This window comes from Streptomyces sp. NBC_01390, from assembly GCF_045040105.1.
GTDB lineage: Bacteria > Actinomycetota > Actinomycetes > Streptomycetales > Streptomycetaceae > Streptomyces.
On the sequence record NZ_CP109551.1, the window covers coordinates 7,495,480 to 7,513,899 of the forward strand.

Annotated in this window: 19 protein-coding genes, 1 tRNA gene and 1 pseudogene; 5 read left to right on the forward strand and 16 right to left on the reverse strand. The window is 69.2% G+C overall.

The window, feature by feature from the left end; all coding sequences use genetic code 11:
- Nucleotides 1-13 precede the first annotated feature (13 nt).
- Nucleotides 14-484 (reverse strand): GNAT family N-acetyltransferase, encoded by a 471-nt coding sequence (locus OG241_RS33865; protein ID WP_405826552.1) that lies wholly within the window; start codon nucleotides 482-484, stop codon nucleotides 14-16.
- A gap of 297 nt (nucleotides 485-781) precedes the next feature.
- Here OG241_RS33865 and OG241_RS33870 point away from each other — a divergent pair, with 297 nt between their 5' ends.
- Nucleotides 782-1,555, forward strand: a complete 774-nt coding sequence (locus tag OG241_RS33870) for a LuxR C-terminal-related transcriptional regulator (RefSeq protein ID WP_405820779.1) — start codon at nucleotides 782-784, stop codon at nucleotides 1,553-1,555.
- A 21-nt stretch (nucleotides 1,556-1,576) separates the two neighbouring features.
- Here the strand turns inward: OG241_RS33870 and OG241_RS33875 are convergent, their stop codons facing one another.
- Complete coding sequence (locus OG241_RS33875; RefSeq protein WP_044473481.1) at nucleotides 1,577-2,074, reverse strand: MarR family winged helix-turn-helix transcriptional regulator; 498 nt, start codon at nucleotides 2,072-2,074, stop codon at nucleotides 1,577-1,579.
- 88 nt (nucleotides 2,075-2,162) lie between these two features.
- Between OG241_RS33875 and OG241_RS33880 the strand changes: the two genes are divergently transcribed.
- Both OG241_RS33880 and OG241_RS33885 read left to right on the forward strand, forming a co-directional pair.
- Complete coding sequence (locus OG241_RS33880) at nucleotides 2,163-3,002, forward strand: trans-aconitate 2-methyltransferase (RefSeq protein ID WP_405820781.1); 840 nt, start codon at nucleotides 2,163-2,165, stop codon at nucleotides 3,000-3,002.
- Nucleotides 2,999-3,405, forward strand: a pseudogene (locus tag OG241_RS33885) (VOC family protein). The gene OG241_RS33880 and the pseudogene OG241_RS33885 overlap by 4 nt, the downstream one beginning before the upstream one ends.
- Here the strand turns inward: OG241_RS33885 and OG241_RS33890 are convergent.
- From OG241_RS33890 to OG241_RS33905, 4 genes are read right to left on the reverse strand one after another with little or no spacing between them, the layout of a single operon-like run.
- The gene (locus OG241_RS33890) at nucleotides 3,380-3,628 is read right to left on the reverse strand and encodes a type II toxin-antitoxin system RelE/ParE family toxin (protein WP_405820783.1); all 249 of its coding nucleotides are present in this window, start codon (nucleotides 3,626-3,628) and stop codon (nucleotides 3,380-3,382) included. The pseudogene OG241_RS33885 and the gene OG241_RS33890 overlap by 26 nt on opposite strands.
- Entirely contained in the window at nucleotides 3,625-3,876 is a 252-nt protein-coding gene (locus OG241_RS33895) for a type II toxin-antitoxin system Phd/YefM family antitoxin (RefSeq protein ID WP_405820785.1), read from the reverse strand. The genes OG241_RS33890 and OG241_RS33895 overlap by 4 nt, the downstream gene beginning before the upstream one ends.
- Before the next feature lie 41 nt (nucleotides 3,877-3,917).
- Nucleotides 3,918-4,595, reverse strand: a complete 678-nt coding sequence (locus OG241_RS33900; protein WP_405820787.1) for a TetR family transcriptional regulator — start codon at nucleotides 4,593-4,595, stop codon at nucleotides 3,918-3,920.
- A complete protein-coding gene (locus OG241_RS33905) occupies nucleotides 4,592-5,605 on the reverse strand; it encodes an acyl-CoA desaturase (protein WP_405820789.1) in 1,014 nt (337 codons plus the stop codon). Before OG241_RS33905 ends, OG241_RS33900 begins: the two co-directional genes overlap by 4 nt.
- Before the next feature lie 324 nt (nucleotides 5,606-5,929).
- Here OG241_RS33905 and ppc point away from each other — a divergent pair, with 324 nt between their 5' ends.
- Entirely contained in the window at nucleotides 5,930-8,680 is a 2,751-nt protein-coding gene (gene ppc / locus OG241_RS33910; RefSeq protein WP_405820791.1) for a phosphoenolpyruvate carboxylase, read from the forward strand.
- Nucleotides 8,681-8,797: 117 nt separating this feature from the next.
- On the opposite strand, the gene OG241_RS33915 is transcribed toward ppc, so the two are convergent.
- The 8 genes from OG241_RS33915 to OG241_RS33950 form a co-directional block, all read right to left on the reverse strand.
- The gene (locus OG241_RS33915; protein ID WP_405820793.1) at nucleotides 8,798-9,544 is read right to left on the reverse strand and encodes an LPXTG cell wall anchor domain-containing protein; all 747 of its coding nucleotides are present in this window, start codon (nucleotides 9,542-9,544) and stop codon (nucleotides 8,798-8,800) included.
- A 124-nt stretch (nucleotides 9,545-9,668) separates the two neighbouring features.
- On the reverse strand, nucleotides 9,669-10,184 hold the full coding sequence (locus OG241_RS33920) for a hypothetical protein (protein ID WP_405820794.1): 516 nt from the start codon (nucleotides 10,182-10,184) through the stop codon (nucleotides 9,669-9,671).
- Between the two features lie 93 nt (nucleotides 10,185-10,277).
- On the reverse strand, nucleotides 10,278-10,880 hold the full coding sequence (gene pth, locus OG241_RS33925; RefSeq protein ID WP_405820796.1) for an aminoacyl-tRNA hydrolase: 603 nt from the start codon (nucleotides 10,878-10,880) through the stop codon (nucleotides 10,278-10,280).
- Nucleotides 10,881-10,951: 71 nt separating this feature from the next.
- Nucleotides 10,952-11,536, reverse strand: coding sequence for a 50S ribosomal protein L25/general stress protein Ctc (locus OG241_RS33930; protein ID WP_405820798.1), 585 nt, complete (start codon nucleotides 11,534-11,536; stop codon nucleotides 10,952-10,954).
- A gap of 200 nt (nucleotides 11,537-11,736) precedes the next feature.
- Entirely contained in the window at nucleotides 11,737-12,729 is a 993-nt protein-coding gene (locus tag OG241_RS33935; RefSeq protein ID WP_405820800.1) for a ribose-phosphate diphosphokinase, read from the reverse strand.
- Nucleotides 12,730-12,846: 117 nt separating this feature from the next.
- Complete coding sequence (gene glmU / locus OG241_RS33940; RefSeq protein WP_405820802.1) at nucleotides 12,847-14,307, reverse strand: bifunctional UDP-N-acetylglucosamine diphosphorylase/glucosamine-1-phosphate N-acetyltransferase GlmU; 1,461 nt, start codon at nucleotides 14,305-14,307, stop codon at nucleotides 12,847-12,849.
- Between the two features lie 117 nt (nucleotides 14,308-14,424).
- A tRNA-Gln gene (locus tag OG241_RS33945) sits at nucleotides 14,425-14,495 on the reverse strand.
- Nucleotides 14,496-14,506: 11 nt separating this feature from the next.
- Complete coding sequence (locus OG241_RS33950; protein ID WP_405820804.1) at nucleotides 14,507-15,379, reverse strand: hypothetical protein; 873 nt, start codon at nucleotides 15,377-15,379, stop codon at nucleotides 14,507-14,509.
- Nucleotides 15,380-15,557: 178 nt separating this feature from the next.
- Between OG241_RS33950 and OG241_RS33955 the strand changes: the two genes are divergently transcribed.
- On the forward strand, nucleotides 15,558-16,877 hold the full coding sequence (locus tag OG241_RS33955; RefSeq protein ID WP_405820805.1) for a sensor histidine kinase: 1,320 nt from the start codon (nucleotides 15,558-15,560) through the stop codon (nucleotides 16,875-16,877).
- A gap of 45 nt (nucleotides 16,878-16,922) precedes the next feature.
- On the opposite strand, the gene OG241_RS33960 is transcribed toward OG241_RS33955, so the two are convergent.
- Together OG241_RS33960 and OG241_RS33965 are read right to left on the reverse strand one after the other, a co-directional pair.
- Nucleotides 16,923-17,417 carry an SUKH-3 domain-containing protein gene (locus tag OG241_RS33960; protein WP_405826554.1) on the reverse strand — a complete coding sequence of 165 codons (495 nt, stop codon included), beginning with the start codon at nucleotides 17,415-17,417 and terminating at the stop codon, nucleotides 16,923-16,925.
- 104 nt (nucleotides 17,418-17,521) lie between these two features.
- Entirely contained in the window at nucleotides 17,522-18,118 is a 597-nt protein-coding gene (locus OG241_RS33965; protein ID WP_405820806.1) for a YwqJ-related putative deaminase, read from the reverse strand.
- Nucleotides 18,119-18,420: the final 302 nt, after the last annotated feature.

The window sequence follows — 18,420 nt, forward strand, 5'->3', positions numbered from 1 at the left end:
GGAGGTCTGACGGTCAGCCGGGTGCGACGGTACCCAGCCTCTTCGTCAGCGTGTACTCCGTGACCCCCGGTGGATAGTCCGGGATCACGCACACCACCTCGTACCCCTGCCTGCGATAGAAATCCGGTGCCTGGAAGTCCCAGGTCTCCAGGCGTGCGTTCGTGCACGCACGCTCCTCCCGTGCCGCGTGCTCCGCTTCCGCGAGGAGGTGGGAGCCCAGGCCCCTGCCCCGGTAGCGGGTGTCGACCCAGAGGTACGTCACGTGCAGCCAGGTGGTCCAGGTGTGGCCGACCAGGCCGCCGGCCAGGTTTCCCTCCTCGTCCAACGCCCATACCTGGAGCGGGAGTTCACGCTCGGCGGGGGTGCCGCGCAGGGCGCGCAGGACAGGCGAGGCCGCCGTGTTCGCCTCGCGCAACCGCGCGCGGAGAACAGAGAGCCATTCCTTGTCGACTTCTGTCTCAATACGAAACATGCGGCACACCATAAACGCGCTGGCCAATCAGTTCTGCGAATTACCTTCCGCTCCTGCCTCCCAGCCGTACCCTGATGAACAGCACCGGTGGGGGCCGGTGCTGATCAGGGGGCGAGACAGCCGGGTACGACGCCCGGAGTGGGGGTAGCAGTCATCGCACGGCGGCTGCCGCGCGTCAGTGACTGCGGCAGCCCCGTTCGAGGCCGGCAACAGCAGCCGGGGATTGCTCCGGGCGTCGTGTCCGCACGGGTTGTCCCCCCGACGATTGGGTGTCCCCAGCTCCTGAGGAGCTCGGGGAAGGGGGTTTCAGTGGTTCGCATCCGAGTCCTGGTCGTCGACGACCATCGCATCTTCGCCGAGTCGCTCGCCGCCGCACTGGCCGCGGAGCCCGACGTCGACGTCTCCGCCGCCGGCAGCGGTCCCGCCGCGCTGCGCAGTCTGGAGCGCGCGGTGGCCGAGGGCCGCCGGTTCGACGTCCTGCTCGTCGACTCCGAGCTGGGCGGCAACATGCCCGGGGCGCGTCCGGCGGTGCCCGTGCAGGAGGGCAACGCGGAGGGCCTGGTCGACGGCATCTCGCTGGTCGCGGGCGTCCGTTCGGGACATCCGCACGTCCGGACCGTCGTCCTCGCCGAGAAGGACGACCCCCGCAGGGCCGCGCTCGCTCTGCAGGCGGGTGCCTCCGGGTGGGTCGCCAAGGACTGCTCGCTGTCCCGGCTGCTGACCGTCATACGGGGCGTACTGCGCGACGAGACGCATCTGCCGCCCGCCCTGCTCACCGGGGTGCTGCGAGAGCTGACCGCCGCCCGTAAGCACCGCACCGAGAGTGAACGGCTCGTCGAGTCGCTGACGCCCCGGGAGCGGGAGGTGCTGCGATGTATGGTCGCCGGGCTGGGCCGCAAGGCCGTCGCCGAACGGCTGTTCCTCTCCCCGCACACCGTGCGCACCCACATGCAGAACGTGCTGGGCAAGCTCGGCGTCCACTCCACCCTCGCCGCCGTCGCACTGGCCCGGCGGGCCGGCGTCGGACCCGTCGACCTGGGCCACGGCGGGCGCATCACGGTGGAGGAGAGCAGCAGCGCCTGACCGGCCGGCCCATCCCGACGGTCAGCCGGGGATGTTGTCGAACGGCGCCGTCAACTGGCGCAGCAGCCCGGCCAGTTCACCTCGCTGCCCACGCGAGAGTTCCGCCAGGATCGCGCGCTCCTGGTCCAGCAGACCCGCGAGCGCCTGATCCGCCCTGTCCTGCCCCTCCGTCGTGAGCCGGACCAGCACCCCTCGACGGTCGGTGGGGTCGGGGAGGCGCTCCACCAGGCCCTTCTTGGTCAGCCGGTCGATGCGGTTCGTCATCGTGCCGGAGGTGACCAGCGTCTGGGTGAGGAGCTGGCCGGGGGAGAGCTGATACGGGTCTCCGGCGCGCCTGAGCGCGGTCAGGACGTCGAACTCCCAGGGCTCCAGGGCGTGCTCGGCGAACGCCAGCCTGCGCGCACGGTCCAGATGCCGGGCCAGCCTGCTGACCCGGCTGAGTACTTCGAGTGGTTCCACGTCGAGGTCCGGGCGCTCCCGGCGCCACGCAGCGACCAGCCGATCGACCTCGTCCTCCATGACGATCAGTGTAGTGGTTGTGTCGATGTGGAGTCTCTTGATGTCAAGTCTCTTGACGTCGAGAGATATTTCGCGGGAGGGTAGCCGTATGACCACCCCCACCTGGGACCCCGCCCAGTACCTCCGCCACGCCGGCCATCGCGCCCGCCCCTTCACCGACCTCCTCGCCCGCGTCCCCGACCTCCCCTCGGAACCGGCCGCCGAGCCACCCCGTATCGCCGACCTCGGCTGCGGCGCCGGCAACGTCACCGCCCTCCTCGCCGACCGCTGGCCCACCGCGCACATCACCGGGTACGACAACTCCGCACCGATGCTGGAACGGGCGGCGCGGTACGTGGGCCCCACGGCCGGCGGCGGCCGGCTCGACTTCGCCCACGCGGACGCCTCACGGTGGACGCCCTCCGAGACGTACGACCTGATCGTCTCCAACGCCGCCCTCCACTGGGTCGAGGGGCACCTCGACTCGTTCCCGGCCTGGCTGGACGCCGTCGCGCCCGGCGGGACCTTCGCCTTCCAGGTGCCGAACAACCTCGACGCGCCCCTGCACACCCTGATGCGCGAACTCGGCACCGGCGCCCGCTGGCGGAGCCGCCTCGGCGAGGTGCTGCGCGGCGAGGACTCCGTCCACCCGCCCCTCGTCTACCTCGACCGGCTCGCCCGGCTCGGCTGCGAGGCGGACGTGTGGGAGACGACGTATCTCCACGTCCTGCAGGGCGAGGACCCGGTGCTCGACTGGGCCAAGGGGACCGGCCTGCGGCCCGTGTTCACCGCCCTGGCCGACGACCCCGAGGCCCGGGACGCGTTCGTCACCGAGTACCGCGACCTGCTGCGCGCCGTGTATCCGACGGAGACGTACGGCACCGTGCTGCCCTTCCAGCGGCTGTTCGCCGTGGCACGGAAGGGCGGGGGACGGCGGGCCGAGCGGTGATCGTCGCCCTCGACCATGTGCAGCTGGCCGCACCGGCGGGAACGGAGGGTGAGCTGCGCGCGTACTACGTCGACGTCCTCGGCATGACCGAGATCCCCAAGCCGCCGACCCTCGCCGCGCGGGGCGGCTGCTGGTTCCGGGCCGGGCCGGTACAGCTGCACCTCGGGGTGGAGGAGGCCCCCGCCGGAGGCGGAAAATGTCGCTGTAGGGCGGCCGGGAAGGCGCATCCGGGGCTGCGGGTCGTCGGGATCGAGGCGTACGCGGCCCGGCTGGAGGCTCGCGGGGTGCAGGTGACCTGGGACGACGCTCTGCCGGGCCCCACCTGCGTTTCTACGCCTCCGACCCCGTGGGCAACCGGCTGGAGTTTCTGGAGCCGCTCAGGGTGTCCGGCCCAGGTGGGTGACGAGGATGTGGATCACGGCGTCGTCGATGACGTATATGACGCGGTAGGCGCCTACGCGGAGGCGCCGGATGGCCGGGCCGTAGGCGGTTGAGTTGGTGGGGCGTGGGGTGTGGGCGAGCGTGTCGACAGCCTCGTAGACCGCAGCGAGGCCTGTCGGGTCGTCCTTGAGGAAACGGACGGCCTGGTCCGTGGCGGACGGTTCCCAGATGACGCGGTAGATCACGGGCGGAGCCCCAGGATGCGTCCGACCTCTTCGTGGGGGATGCCCGGCCCGAGCGTGCCCTGGGCCTTGCGCAGCTGGTAGTCGGCCACGGCCAGCGCGTCTTCGAGATCCTCTATCACCTGGGGAGATACGAGGAGCGCGGCAACATGCCCATGGTCGGTGAGGGCGATGGTCTCGCGGCCGTGGGCGGCCCGGCGGACCAGGTCGCCGAGCTGGGAGCGGGCCGCGCTGATCGCAATCTCAGTCATAGCCGAATGATGCCACAAGGTTAATCTAGAGGAACGTTCATTCAGCTTTTGCGTCGCCCAATCAGGCGAGGCTTCGCCTCCAGGCCGTCCAGCCCGTGCCACGCCAGGTTCACCAGATGCGCCGCCACCTCCGCCTTCTTCGGGCGCCGTACGTCCAGCCACCACTGGCCCGTCAGCGCGACCATGCCGACCAGGGCCTGGGCGTACAGCGGGGCCAGATGAGGATCGAAGCCGCGGCGTTTGAACTCGCGGCCCAGGATGTCCTCCACCTGGGTGGCGATGTCCGAGATCAGCGACGCGAAGGAACCCGTCGACTGGGGGATGGGGGAGTCGCGCACCAGGATGCGGAAACCGTCCGTGTACTCCTCGATGTAGTCGAGGAGCGCGAACGCCGCCTGCTCGCACAGCTCACGCGGATGCCCCGCCGTCAGGGAACTCGTCACCATGTCCAGCAGGCGCCGCATCTCGCGGTCCACGACCACCGCGTACAGACCCTCCTTGCCGCCGAAGTGCTCGTACACCACCGGCTTGGAGACCCCGGCCTTGGCCGCGATCTCCTCCACCGACGTGGCCTCGAAGCCCTTGGAGGCGAACAGCGTGCGGCCGATCTCCAGCAACTGGGCCCGGCGCTCGGCACCCGTCATCCGGGTGCGGCGGGGGCGCCGCGGTTTCTCATTGCTCGGAGTGCTGCTGGAGTCGGTCGCCACGCCGTCAATCATGCCGCCTTCGCCGGCTCCTTCCGGCGCCGAGAGTCGTCGAGGTCCGTGTTCCGGCGGGAATCGATACGCGAGCGTGACGGCCAGCGCACGTCATAGGCCCAGCCGAGCATCTCGAACCAGCGGATCAGCCGAGCCGAGGAGTCGACCTGCCCGCGCATCACACCGTGCCGCGCCGACGTCGGGTCGGCATGGTGCAGGTTGTGCCAGGACTCGCCGCAGGAGAGCACGGCCAGCCACCACACGTTGCCCGAGCGGTCCCGTGACTTGAAGGGGCGCTTGCCCACCGCGTGGCAGATCGAGTTGATCGACCAGGTGACGTGATGCAGCAGGCAGACCCGCACCAGCGAGCCCCAGAAGAAGCCCGTGAACGCGCCCCACCAGGACATCGTCACCAGACCGCCGATCAGCGCGGGCAGCGCCAGCGACAGCATCGCCCACCAGATGAACTGACGGGAGATCGCCCGGATGTCCGGGTCCTTGATCAGATCGGGCGCGTACTTGTCCTGCGGAGTCTGCTCTTCGTCGAACATCCACTCGATGTGCGCCCACCACAGGCCCCGCATCAACGCCGGAACCGTCTCCCCGAACCGCCACGGCGAATGCGGATCGCCCTCCGCGTCCGAGAACTTGTGGTGCTTGCGATGGTCGGCCACCCAGCGCACCAGCGGACCCTCCACCGCCATCGAACCGGCGATGGCGAGCGCGATCCGCAGCGGCCGCTTGGCCTTGAAGGCACCGTGCGTGAAATACCTGTGGAAGCCGATCGTGATGCCGTGGCAGCCCAGGTAGTAGAAGAAGACGAGCAGGCCGAGGTCCAGCCAGCTGACCCCCCAGCCCCACGCCAGCGGCACCGCCGCCAGCACAGCGAGGAACGGGACGATGATGAAGAGAAGAAGCGTGATCTGTTCGAGTGAACGCTTCTGTTCGCCACCCAGCGTGGCCGAGGGCAGTGAGGAGTCGTCGGGCGTCTTCCCAGCGTCTTCGAGCGCGTCGGAAGGTGAGGTGGTCATGCGCATCCCCTGGGGGGTGGTGGGTCCTGACAGATGCCGGGGGTACGGAATCCGAGGTCGCCCACGGATTCAGGCTCCCTACGGTTGCGTAACCTACGGCGTCGTAAGTATGTCAGCGCGTCGCCCGGCGGCAAGAGCCCGAAATTCTGCGCGTACCCCCCGACACCTATCCTTGAGCCGGTCGGACAGCGCGGTCCGCTCTCTTTTCTTCCCGGATGCCCCGCCCCTATGCCGCCCGGCACCCCGCTTCCGGTGCGGCCTGCCCGCCCGGACAACCGCCGGGTACCCACCCGCCGAGCCTCCACACTGCAAGGAGCCGCACCTGTGAGCAGTGCCGACGACCGTGGCCAGACCGACATGGCCGCCACGACGACCAGCAGTGAGCTGCGCGCCGACATCCGCCGCCTGGGCGACCTCCTCGGCGAGACCCTCGTCCGCCAAGAGGGCCCTGAGCTGCTGGAACTCGTGGAGAAGGTCCGCCAACTGACCCGCGAGGACGGCGAGGCCGCCGCCGAACTGCTGCGCGGCACCGAACTGGAGACCGCCGCCAAGCTCGTCCGCGCCTTCTCCACCTACTTCCACCTCGCCAACGTCACCGAACAGGTCCACCGAGGCCGCGAACTGCGCGCCAAGCGCTCCGCCGAAGGCAGCCTCCTCGCCCGCACGGCCGACCGCCTCAAGGACGCGGACCCCGACCACCTCCGCGCCACGGTCAAGAACCTCAACGTTCGCCCGGTCTTCACGGCCCACCCCACGGAAGCGGCCAGGCGCTCGGTCCTCAACAAGCTGCGCCGTATCGCCGCCCTGCTGGAGACCCCCGTCATCGAGGCGGACCGCCGCCGCTACGACACCCGTCTGGCCGAGAACATCGACCTCGTCTGGCAGACCGACGAACTGCGCGTCGTACGCCCCGAACCCGCCGACGAGGCCCGCAACGCCATCTACTACCTCGACGAACTCCACGCCGGCGCCGTCGGCGACGTACTCGAGGATCTGACGGCGGAACTGGAGCGCGTCGGCGTCAAGCTCCCCGACGACACCCGGCCCCTCACCTTCGGCACCTGGATCGGCGGCGACCGCGACGGCAACCCCAACGTGACCCCCCAGGTCACCTGGGACGTCCTCATCCTCCAGCACGAACACGGCATCAACGACGCGCTCGAACTGATCGACGAGCTGCGCGGCTTCCTCTCCAACTCCATCCGCTACACCGGCGCCACCGAGGAACTCCTCGAATCCCTCCGGGCCGACATCGAACTCCTGCCCGAGATCAGCCCCCGCTACAAGCGCCTAAACGCCGAAGAGCCCTACCGGCTCAAGGCCACCTGCATCCGCCAGAAGCTCGAGAACACCAAGCAGCGCCTCGCCAAGGACACCCCGCACCAGCCCGGCCGCGACTACCTCGGCACCGGCCAGCTCCTCGCGGACCTCACCCTCATCCAGACCTCCCTGCGCGAACACCGCGGCGGCCTCTTCGCCGACGGCCGCATGGACCGCACCATCCGCACCCTCGCCGCCTTCGGCCTCCAGCTCGCCACCATGGACGTACGCGAACACGCCGACGCCCACCACCACACCCTCGGCCAGCTCTTCGACCGCCTCGGCGAGGAATCCTGGCGCTACGAGGACATGCCCCGCGAGTACCGCAACAAGCTCCTCGCCAAGGAACTCCGCTCCCGCAGGCCGCTCGCCCCCACCCCGGCACCCCTCGACGCCGCCGGCACCAAGACACTCGGCGTGTTCGAGACCGTCAAGAAGGCCCTCACCGTCTTCGGACCCGAGGTCATCGAGTCCTACATCATCTCCATGTGCCAGGGCTCCGACGACGTCTTCGCCGCCGCCGTACTCGCCCGCGAGGCCGGCCTCATCGACCTCCACGCCGGCTGGGCCAAGATCGGCATCGTGCCCCTCCTGGAGACCACCGACGAACTCAAGGCCGCCGACACCATCCTCGAGGACATGCTCTCCGACCCGTCCTACCGGCGCCTCGTCGCGCTCCGGGGCGACGTCCAGGAAGTCATGCTCGGCTACTCCGACTCCTCCAAGTTCGGCGGCATCACCACGTCGCAGTGGGAGATCCACCGCGCCCAGCGCCGACTGCGCGACGTCGCCCACAGGTACGGCGTACGCCTCCGCCTCTTCCACGGCCGTGGTGGCACCGTCGGCCGCGGCGGCGGCCCCTCCCACGACGCGATCCTCGCCCAGCCCTGGGGCACCCTGGAGGGCGAGATCAAGGTGACCGAGCAGGGCGAGGTCATCTCCGACAAGTACCTCGTCCCCTCGCTCGCCCGCGAGAACCTCGAACTGACGGTCGCCGCCACCCTGCAGGCCTCCGCCCTGCACACCTCACCCCGCCAGTCCGACGAGTCCCTCGCCCGCTGGGACGCCGCCATGGACCTCGTCTCCGACGCCGCCCACGCCCGCTACCGCTCCCTGGTCGAGGACCCGGACCTGCCGACGTACTTCCTCGCGTCGACACCGGTGGACCAGCTCGCCGACCTGCACCTGGGCTCCCGGCCCTCCCGCCGCCCGGGCTCCGGCGTCTCCCTCGACGGGCTGCGCGCCATCCCGTGGGTCTTCGGGTGGACCCAGTCCCGCCAGATCGTCCCCGGCTGGTTCGGCGTCGGCTCCGGCCTCAGGGCCCTGCGTGACGCGGGCCTCGACACCGTGCTCGACGAGATGCACGAACAGTGGCACTTCTTCCGCAACTTCATCTCCAACGTCGAGATGACCCTTGCCAAGACCGACCTCAGGATCGCCGCCCACTACGTCGACACCCTCGTACCCGACGAGCTGAAGCACATCTTCGACATCATCAGGGCCGAGCACGAGCTGACCGTCGCCGAGATCCTCCGCGTCACCGGCGAGACCGAACTCCTCGACGCCACCCCCGTGCTGAAGCAGACCTTCACCATCCGCGACGCCTACCTGGACCCCATCTCCTACCTCCAGGTGACCCTCCTCAAGCGCCAGCGCGACGCCGCGGCAGCCGGCACCGACCCCGACCCGCTCCTCGCCCGCGCCCTCCTCCTCACCGTCAACGGAGTCGCGGCAGGCCTGCGCAACACCGGCTGACCGATCCGCTCCGTTCCGTTCCCTTCGGTTCGGTCCGGTCCGGAACGTGACGATGCCCCCCGTACGCCTCAGCGGCACGGGGGGCATCGTCATGTCGAACGGACACCCGTACGGACGTCAGTTGCCGGACGCCCTCCGGCGGCGCAGCACCAGATAGCTACCGCCGGCGACGAGCGCCAGCGCGGCGGCGGACAGCAGGCCCGCCGGGGCGCTGCTGCCGGTCTCCGCGAGATCACCCGCGCCGCCCTGAGCGGAAGACGTCGCGGACGGCTCCGGCACCGCGCCGGAACCGGCCTCGGACGCACTCGGGGAGGCCGTCGCCCCACCCGACTCCGCCGACGACGGGGACGGCGAAGAGGACGAGGAAGCAGAAGAGGAAGGAGACGTCGAAGGGGACGTCGAAGGAGACCCGGAGGACGACGGTGTCGCACCGCCCCCCTCGCTGCCCGAGCAGTCCGTCCAGAACACCTTGTGCTTGCCGGCGCCGTTCTCGCCCTCGAACTTCCAGAACAGCTTGTAGTGCCCGTCGGGAAGCGACAGGTCATCCGTACGGCCATGCCCCTCGGCATCCAGCGCGATCTCGCCGGACTTCACGGTCGTGCCCTTCACCGCGGCGGACGGGGCCCACACCTCGATGTGCCAGTCGACCTCCTGGCCGGCGTCGAAGCCGAAGGCGTCGAGGTAGAAGGTGCAGACATGGGGCTCGTTCTGGTGGAGCTCCTCACCGGTGGTGGCGTCGTGGATCTTGACGGTGCCGTTGTCACCCGGAACCGCGGTGAAGGGGAGGGCGTGGGCAGCCGGGGCCAGGAACAGCGCGGCCGAGATGCCGGCGGTCACCGTGCCGGCGCGGAGGAGTGTGCGCATGGGGCAGTCCATCTTCGGGAGTCGAGCGGGGAAGATGTGGAGGGGGCGGCTCAGCATCAGGCCCCGCCTGACCTGCGGTCAATCACAAACAGGCAACGAACGGAATTTTCACGTCCCAATCCGCTCAGAGCGCCACAAAAGCAGCCGTCAGCAGTGCGACTCCCGAACCGGCAAACGCCCAGCCCGTCCGCGTCAGCCCCAGGCCGCCCGCCACCACGACCGACGCCAGCAGCAGCGCACCGCCCAGCGGGACCCACGCGTAGAGGAAACCGGCCGGGCCGGACCGTACGACGTCACGGCTGCCGGGCTTCACGACCACGGTGTACGTCTCACCCTCGCTGACCCCGACCGTCTGGTCCAGCACCACCTGGTCCCGCGCCTCGGAACCCACCGACACCGGCCGGTACGACCCCGTACAGACGCTGTCCTCGCACTTCGCCACGGTCATCGTGCCCTGCTCGCGGCCCTTGGAGAGCATCACGTGCTGAGCCGTCCCCCAGGACGCCCACACACCCGCGATCAGGATCAGCGCGGTGACCGTACCCATCACCGCGAGCCGCCCGAACCGCCCCAGACGCCCGAGCCGCGGCGAGGCGGCGGACTTGCGACGGTGGGCGGTGGCTGGCATGGCCGGGATCATTGGCCATGGTCGGCCGATCGGTCAACTCCTGCCCGACAAAGTCGGCAGTTGTACGCACGTATCCCCGGGCACCTGGGCACCCGTCGAACAGGTTCAGGAGTTGTACGCGGTCTGCGCCCGCTCCAGACCCTCGGTCACCAGCGACTCCACCGCGTCCGTCGCCCGGTCCACGAAGTAGTCCAGCTCCTTGCGCTCCGCCGACGAGAAGTCCTTCAGCACGAAATCCGCCACCTGCATACGACCCGGAGGACGCCCGATCCCGAACCGCACCCGGTGGTAGTCCGGACCCATCGCCTTCGTCATCGACTTCAGACCGTTGTGACCGTTGTCCCCGCCGCCCAGCTTCAGCCGCAGCACCCCGTAGTCGATGTCCAGCTCGTCATGGACCGCCACCACACGGTCGAGCGGCACCTTGTAGAACTCCCGCAGCGCGTTCACCGGCCCGCCCGACAGGTTCATGTACGACATCGGCTTCGCCAGGATCACCCGACGGTTCGCCGGACCCGGCGGCCCCACCCGCCCCTCGATGACCTGCGCCTGCGCCTTACCGGCCCGCTTGAACTTCCCGCCGATCCGCTCCGCGAGCAGGTCGGCCACCATGAACCCCACGTTGTGCCGGTTCATCGCGTACTCCGGCCCGGGATTACCGAGCCCCACGATCAGCCAGGGGCCGCCCGCGTCGGTCGTCACGTCCATCTCTCCTTGGATACGCGCCGACCGCCGCCCCCGATGGGAGCGGCGGCCGGCAAACGAAGTCTCCGGGGCGATCAGGCCTCGGTGCTCTCGCCCTCGGCGTCGGCCGGGGCCTCCTCCGCCTGAGCGGCCAGGACCTGGAGGACGACCGCGTCCTCGTCGATCGCCAGCGTGGTGCCCGAGGGCAGCGGGATGTCCTTGGCGAGGATGGAGGCACCGGCCTCCAGGCCCTCGATGGACACCGTGACGGACTCGGGGATGTGCGTGGCCTCGGCCTCGACCGTCAGCGTGCTCAGCACGTGCTCGAGCAGGTAGGCGCCCGGCGCAAGGTCGCCCTCGGTGTGGACGTAGACCTCGACGGTGACCTTCTCGCCGCGCTTCACGGTGAGCAGGTCGACGTGCTTGAGGTAGCCCTTCAGCGCGTCGCGCTGCACGGCCTTCGGGATCGCCAGCTCGGTGCGGCCCTCGATGTCGAGGGTGAGCAGGACGTTCGGGGTACGCAGGGCGAGCTGGAGCTCGTGGCCCGGCAGCGAGATGTGGACGGGCTCGGCACCGTGGCCGTAGACGACCGCGGGAACCTTGGCCTCGCGGCGGATGCGGCGGGAGGCGCCCTTGCCGAACTCGGTGCGGGTCTCGGCGGTGAGCTTTACCTCGGACATGCTTTTCACTCCTCGTACGGGTGCGAGACGGACAGGTCACCCGGCCACGAACGGCCTGCTACGAAGAGCGCGTCGATAACGGAGTACCGGCCCGTGAATGACACGGAAACGGCCTCCCTCGCCGAGCAACTCCGACAGAGTACTCGGCAGGGGAGGCCGCAGAAAAATCGATCATGCAGAAGCGATCCAGCAGCCGGGTCCTACTGCTCGTCGAACAGGCTCGTCACCGAACCGTCTTCGAACACCTCACGCACCGCACTCGCGATCGTCGGCGCGATCGACAGCACCTTGATCTTGTCCAGGTCGACACTCAGCTCACCCGGCGTCGGCAGCGTGTTCGTGAACACGAACTCACTCACCCGCGAGTTCTTCAGGCGATCGGCCGCGGGACCCGACAGCACACCGTGCGTCGCCGTCACGATGACATCCTCCGCACCGTGCGCGAACAACGCGTCCGCCGCCGCCACGATCGTCCCACCCGTGTCGATCATGTCGTCGACCAGCACACACACACGACCCTTGACCTCACCCACGACCTCGTGGACGGTCACCTGGTTCGCCACGTCCTTGTCACGCCGCTTGTGCACGATCGCCAGCGGCGCACCCAGACGGTCGCACCAACGGTCGGCCACCCGCACCCGGCCCGCGTCCGGCGACACGACCGTCAGCTTGCCCTTGTCCACCTTCGCGCCCACATAGTCCGCGAGCAGCGGCAACGCGAAGAGATGATCGACCGGACCGTCGAAGAAACCCTGGATCTGGTCCGTGTGCAGATCCACGGTGAGAATGCGGTCCGCACCCGCCGTCGCCATCAGGTCCGCGACCAGACGCGCCGAGATCGGTTCACGCCCACGGTGCTTCTTGTCCTGCCGCGCGTAACCGTAGAACGGCACGATCACGGTGATGGACCTGGCCGACGCACGCTTCAGCGCGTCGATCATGATCAACTGCTCCATGATCCACTGGTTGATCGGAGCCGTGTGGCTCTGGATCACAAAGCAGTCCGCGCCACGCGCCGACTCCTCGTAACGGACGTAGATCTCGCCGTTCGCGAAGTCGAAGGCCTTGGTCGGCACCACCTCGACCCCCAACTGCTGAGCGACCTCCTGGGCGAGCTCCGGGTGGGCGCGGCCGGAGAAGAACATCATCTTCTTCTTCCCGTTCTTCCCGCCGGTCGTCTTGGTCGCGGTCACAGCACTGTCTCCTCAGAGGTTTCTCAGCCGTGATCAGCCCTGAGAGGCCTGCTCAGCTGGGGGTGTGCGGGGTGTGCGCCTATCACGGTAGCCCGAGTCGGACGCGAGTGTTTCCGGTCAGCTTTCGTCGCCCGGCTCCCGAGAAGCCGCCTCGGCCGCCTTCGCCGACGCACTCCCCGGACGCTTACGAGCCACCCAGCCCTCGATATTCCGCTGCTGGCCACGGGCCACGGCCAACGAACCGGGCGGTACGTCCTTCGTGATCACCGACCCGGCCGCGGTGTACGCACCGTCCCCGACAGTGACAGGCGCCACAAACATGTTGTCCGAACCCGTCTTGCAGTGCGACCCGACAACGGTGTGATGCTTGTCCTGCCCGTCGTAGTTCACGAACACACTCGCGGCACCGATGTTCGTGAACTCACCGATCGTCGCGTCCCCGACATACGACAGATGCGGCACCTTCGTCCCGTCACCGATCGACGTGTTCTTCGTCTCGACGTACGTCCCGATCTTGGACTTCACGCCCAGGCGGGTGCCGGGACGCAGATACGCGTACGGCCCCACAGTCGCCTGAGCCCCCACCACGGCCCCGTCGGCCACCGTGTTGTCCACCCTCGCCCCGGCGCCCACCCAGGTGTCCTTCAGCCGCGAGTTGGGCCCCACCTCGGCACCCTCCGCGAGATGCGTGGACCCCTGAAGCAGCGTGTTCGGATGGACGATCGAGTCCTGCTCGAAGGTGACCGTCACATCGACCCACGTACTGGCCGGATCGATCACACTCACCCCCGCGAGCATCGCCTCCGTCAGCAGCCGGTCGTTCAGAATCCGCCGCGCCTGAGCCAGCTGCACCCGGTTGTTGATCCCGGCGATCTCCCGGTGGTCACCGGCCACACAGGCCCCCACCCGATGCCCGGCCTCACGCAGAATCCCCAGGACGTCGGTGAGGTACTCCTCGCCCTGACTGTTGTCCGTCCGCACCTTCCCCAGCGCGTCCGCGAGCAACTGCCCGTCGAACGCGAACACACCGGAGTTGATCTCACGGATCGCCCGCTGCGCCTCGGTCGCGTCCTTGTGCTCCACGATCGCCGTCACGGCCCCCGACGCCTCGTCCCGCACGATCCGCCCGTACCCCGTCGCGTCCGGCACCTCCGCCGTCAGCACGGTCACGGCGTTGCCGTCGCCGGAATGGGTCGCCGCGAGCGTGCGCAGGGTAGCCCCGGTGAGGAGCGGGGTGTCGCCGCAGACGACCACGACAGTCCCGTCCACGGTCCCGCCGAGCTCTTCGAGCCCCATGCGTACGGCGTGACCGGTGCCGTTCTGCTGCGCCTGGAAGGCGGTACGGATGCCGGTACGGATACCGGTGCCGGCCTCCGTCAGATGCGCGGTGACCTGCTCACGGGCGTGCCCCACGACGACGACCAGGTTCTCGGGGTCCAACTCGCCTGCGGCGGCGAGCACATGGCCCACCAGGGAACGGCCACAGAGCTCGTGCAGGACCTTGGGTGTGGCCGACTTCATACGGGTGCCCTCACCCGCTGCGAGTACGACGACGGCGGCGGGGCGATTGGCGCTCACGGGGTGTGCCCTTCGGCTGCGGAGGGGGGCGGGACGACATCCGCAGGATACCGGGGCGTTTCGTGGGGGACATGAGTAAGGGCCCTGACTGTGCTGTCAGGGCCCACTCTGGTAGGGCTCCCGGGGAAGGAATCGAACCCTCATTCAATGGACCAAAACCATTTGTCCTGCCATTAGACGACCCGGGATGGTTCGCCCTTTATGCCCGATTCTTGGAATCGGGCTTAGTTGCGGCACCTACTATGCCGTACCACCAGCCTTCGATGCGACGGTACAGCTCGGAGCTTTGCCGCACGGTGAGTGCGAGGCAGCCGCGGTAGTCGTCGCCCGTATTCTTGCGCACCGTCTTGGGGTTGTGGCGTTTCAGTACCGTCTTGCCGAACGCGCTGCCGTCGGCCTGAACCAGCTCTGCCCAGAACTTCTCGGCCGCTACTACATCGGCCGACTCGTGGATCATCACGTGGTACCTGATGAGTTCCCGTTCGACTCCAACGAGGTCGAGCCAGGCCAGGAAGAGGCTGATCACGTTGCGATCGCTGTTGACGAAGATGACCCGCTCACGCCGGGCGTAGGGCTTGTCCTTAGTGCCCTCGGCCCAGTACAGGGCGACGCCTGTGACGAACAGTTCACGGTCGGAGAGTTCACCGATAGTGGTGGCTGCCGCTTTCTTGGTCTGCTGCCGTTCCTCTTCTCGCCGCCGCAGCGTCGCTTCCCACCCCCGCTTGGCGATCGCCGACGCCTCCTCGCGGGACCGCGTCCGCTCCGGCTTCGGCAGATCCCGTACCCACAGGGAGATCGAACTCTTCGAGCACCCCAGCTCCACCTGGATCCGGTCATATGTCCAGCCCTGGAGTCGGAGTTCCCTTGCCCGGTGTCGTAGGTCGTCCTTCGCGTTCGGGCGCTTTGTCCAGTCCGGGGGCGGCTCGCCCTCCAGGAGGCGGTTGAGGATGTCGTTGTTGTGGACGCGAAGCTGGTCGCGGATCTGGCGGCGGCTCAGCCCCTCCCGCCGCAACGCCACCGCCCGCTCCCGCAGCGTCTCGAAGTCTGCGTACTTGCCACATGCATGTTCCATGGACAAACCCTCCCGGCGGAATCGTCGCTTCCGGGGTCGAACGGTGCGCGATTCAGCAGTTCGAGGGATTCTGGTGGGTTTCGCTTCTGTTCGATTGCGGACGCGGCGGCCGATGTGGTGTAGGCCAGTCGTTGAAACTCGCCGGAAAATCGGCCGCGCCCGAACGTAGGCTGGACGCATGACCAGTACGGGGGAAGACCACGCCGCGGCCTTGACCGGGCCCTGGTGGTGGACCAGGTGGCGCGGTGCGGTGCTTGATGTGGGGCTCGCGCTGGTGTCCGCCGGGGAGTGTGCGGGGGAGGGCGTCCGGTTCGCGCGGGAGGCGGGGATCCCGGTGTCCGCCGGGATCGTGTTCGGGCTTGTCGCCGGGTCGGTGTTGGTGTTGCGGCGGCGGTGGCCGATCGCTGTCGTGCTGGTGTCGATCGCTGTCGCGCCGGCCCAGATGGGCTATCTGATGGGCGTCGTCGGGCTGTACACGCTCGCAGCCTCCGAGCTGCCCCGGCGGATCATCGGGGCGCTGGCCGGCATGGCGATGGTGGGGACGCTCATCGTGACGTTCGTGCGGTCGCACCAGGACATGGCGGACGGGAGTCTGAAGATCGGGGACTGGCTGGTTCCCGTCGTCGCCATCACCACGTCGTTGGGTGTGACTGCGCCGCCGTTGCTGCTCGGGTTGTACGTGGGGGCGCGGCGGCGGTTGATGGAGAGTCTTCGGGAGCGGGCGGACAGTCTGGAGCGGGAGCTTCAGTTGCTGGCCGAGCGGGCCGAGGAGCGGGCGGAGTGGGCGCGGAACGAGGAGCGGACGCGTATCGCCCGTGAGATGCACGACGTGGTGGCGCATCGGGTGAGTCTGATGGTGGTGCATGCGGCGGCTCTGCAGGCGATCGCCCGGAAGGATCCTGAGAAGGCTGTGCGGAATGCCGCTCTTGTGGGGGACATGGGGCGGCAGGCGTTGACCGAGTTGCGGGAGATGCTCGGCGTGCTGCGGTCGGGGGAGGGGCTGGAGCGGCGGGTGCAGGGTGTGCCGTTGGCGGCGGTGGGGGTGGCGGCGGCGGTGGCCGCGTCTCGTGCCGCGTCGGGTGGTGAGGGTGTGGGGGACGGGCCGTGTCTGTCCGAGTTGGAGGAGTTGATCGGGCAGTCGGCGGCTGCGGGGATGGTGGTGGCGCTGTCGGTCGAGGGTGATGTTCGGTTGTACGGCGCGGAGGTGGAGCAGACGGCGTACCGGGTGGTGCAGGAGGCGTTGACGAACGTCCACAAGCATGCGGCGGGTGCGAAGACGCATGTACGGCTGGCGCATCGGGGTGACGAGATCGCGATGCAGGTGGAGAACGAGCCGCCGCCCGAGCCCGTGTCGGGCTCTTCGGTGCGGTTTCCGTCCGGGGGCAATGGTCTGCTCGGGATGAGGGAGCGGGTTGCCGCGTTGGGCGGGGTGTTCGTGTCCGGGCCGACGGAGGCCGGGGGGTTTCGGGTGTCGGCGGTCATCCCGACCCAGACCTAGTGGTTTGGCCTGGGGCGTTCCCGGTGTTGCCCTGCCGGGGTGGGTTCAGGGGGCTGTGAGGCGTATGGGTTCCAGGCCGGTGATCAGGGTGGCGAGGGCCTGGTCGAGGTCGGGGCCGAGGTACCAGTCTCCGGTGTGGTCGAGGGCGTAGACGCGGCCTGTCGTGTCGATGGCGAGGAGGGTCTGGGTCTCGGGTTCCTCGCCGAGGGGGCAGACCTCGGTGTCGAGGGCGCGGCCCAGGTCGGCGAGGGTGCGGGCCATGTGGAGGCCGTGCAGGGGGTCGAGGTGCAGGGCGGTGGGGGCGAGCTGGCGGCCGGGGCCGGGGGGTGTGATGTGCAGGCCGCCGAACTCGGCCCAGGCTTCGACGGCGGCGGGGAAGACGGCGTGGCGGTGTCCGGCGGGAGAGGCGTGGCCGCGTAGGGCGTCGGCCCAGATCTCGGCCTGTTTTATGTCCCAGCGGCCTGGCTGCCAGCCGGCGGCGCGCAGTGCGGCGTCGACGGCCACGGGGAAGCGGGTGGTTGAGGTGCGGTCGGTGTGCATCTGCCGTTCGATCGTCGAGGTCATGGACCGGCGCGGGTGCGGGCGCGTGCTCGGTACGGCGCCGTGGTGCGGTGGGGGGTTGGGGAGGGAGAGGGGTGGTGGCGTCAGTCGGTGGGGGCCGACGAGTCGACTATGCGGACGCCGAAGTGGGCGCTGAGTGCTGTGCAGGAGCGGCAGGGTGTGGCGAAGCTGCCGTGGAGGGGGTCGCCGTCCTCGCGGATGCGGCGGGTGGTGAGTTTGGCTTGTTTGAGTGCTCTGCGGGCTTCGCCGTTGGTCATGGGTTTGCGGGCGGCGCGTCGGCTGCGGCCTTCGTCGGCGAGGGTGATCTGCCGGGATATGAGGAGTGCCTCGGCGCAGCGGCCGGTGGATCGGTCGCGTTGGGTGCTGGCGAGGGTGTCCAGGAAGTCCTGGACGAGGGGGTGCAGGGCGGGTGGCTGGTCGGTGCGTGCGGCGGTGCCGGTGAGGGTGGCGCCGCGAACGGAGAGGGCGGCGGCGACGGTGGGGAGTATGCCGTCGCGGCGGTGGCGGAGGGTGGGGACGCGGGGCGTCTCGTTGGAGCTCCAGCCGACGCGTGGGTCGCCGCCGGGTCTGCCGGTCGTACCGGGCATTCCGGGCGTGGGTGGTTCCGTCGGGTTGTCTGTCGGCCGTCCTGTCGGCCTGCCCGTCTGAGTCCCTGTCTGTGTCGCGTTCATGATCGTCATCCCCTCCGGTGTCTCCCCCGTACAACGCTCCGGCGGAGACAGAGTGCCAAATGGCGTGCCTGGTGCGGTAGCTGGGGCGGTGTGACACGCCCGGGCTTCGTCGTACCGTCACGGCGGGGTGACGGCAGGTCACGGAAGCGGGGGGCCGTTGACCGGCGCCGGTGACCGGTGTCGGCGTACCGCATAGGCTGTCGGGCAGCCGCGATCCGCAGCGCCGTCCGGGTTGCTGTCCGCACTGATGTGCTGACAGGCGGGACGGGGGTGATGTGACGTGACGTGTTGTGACAGACGTACGGGTCGTA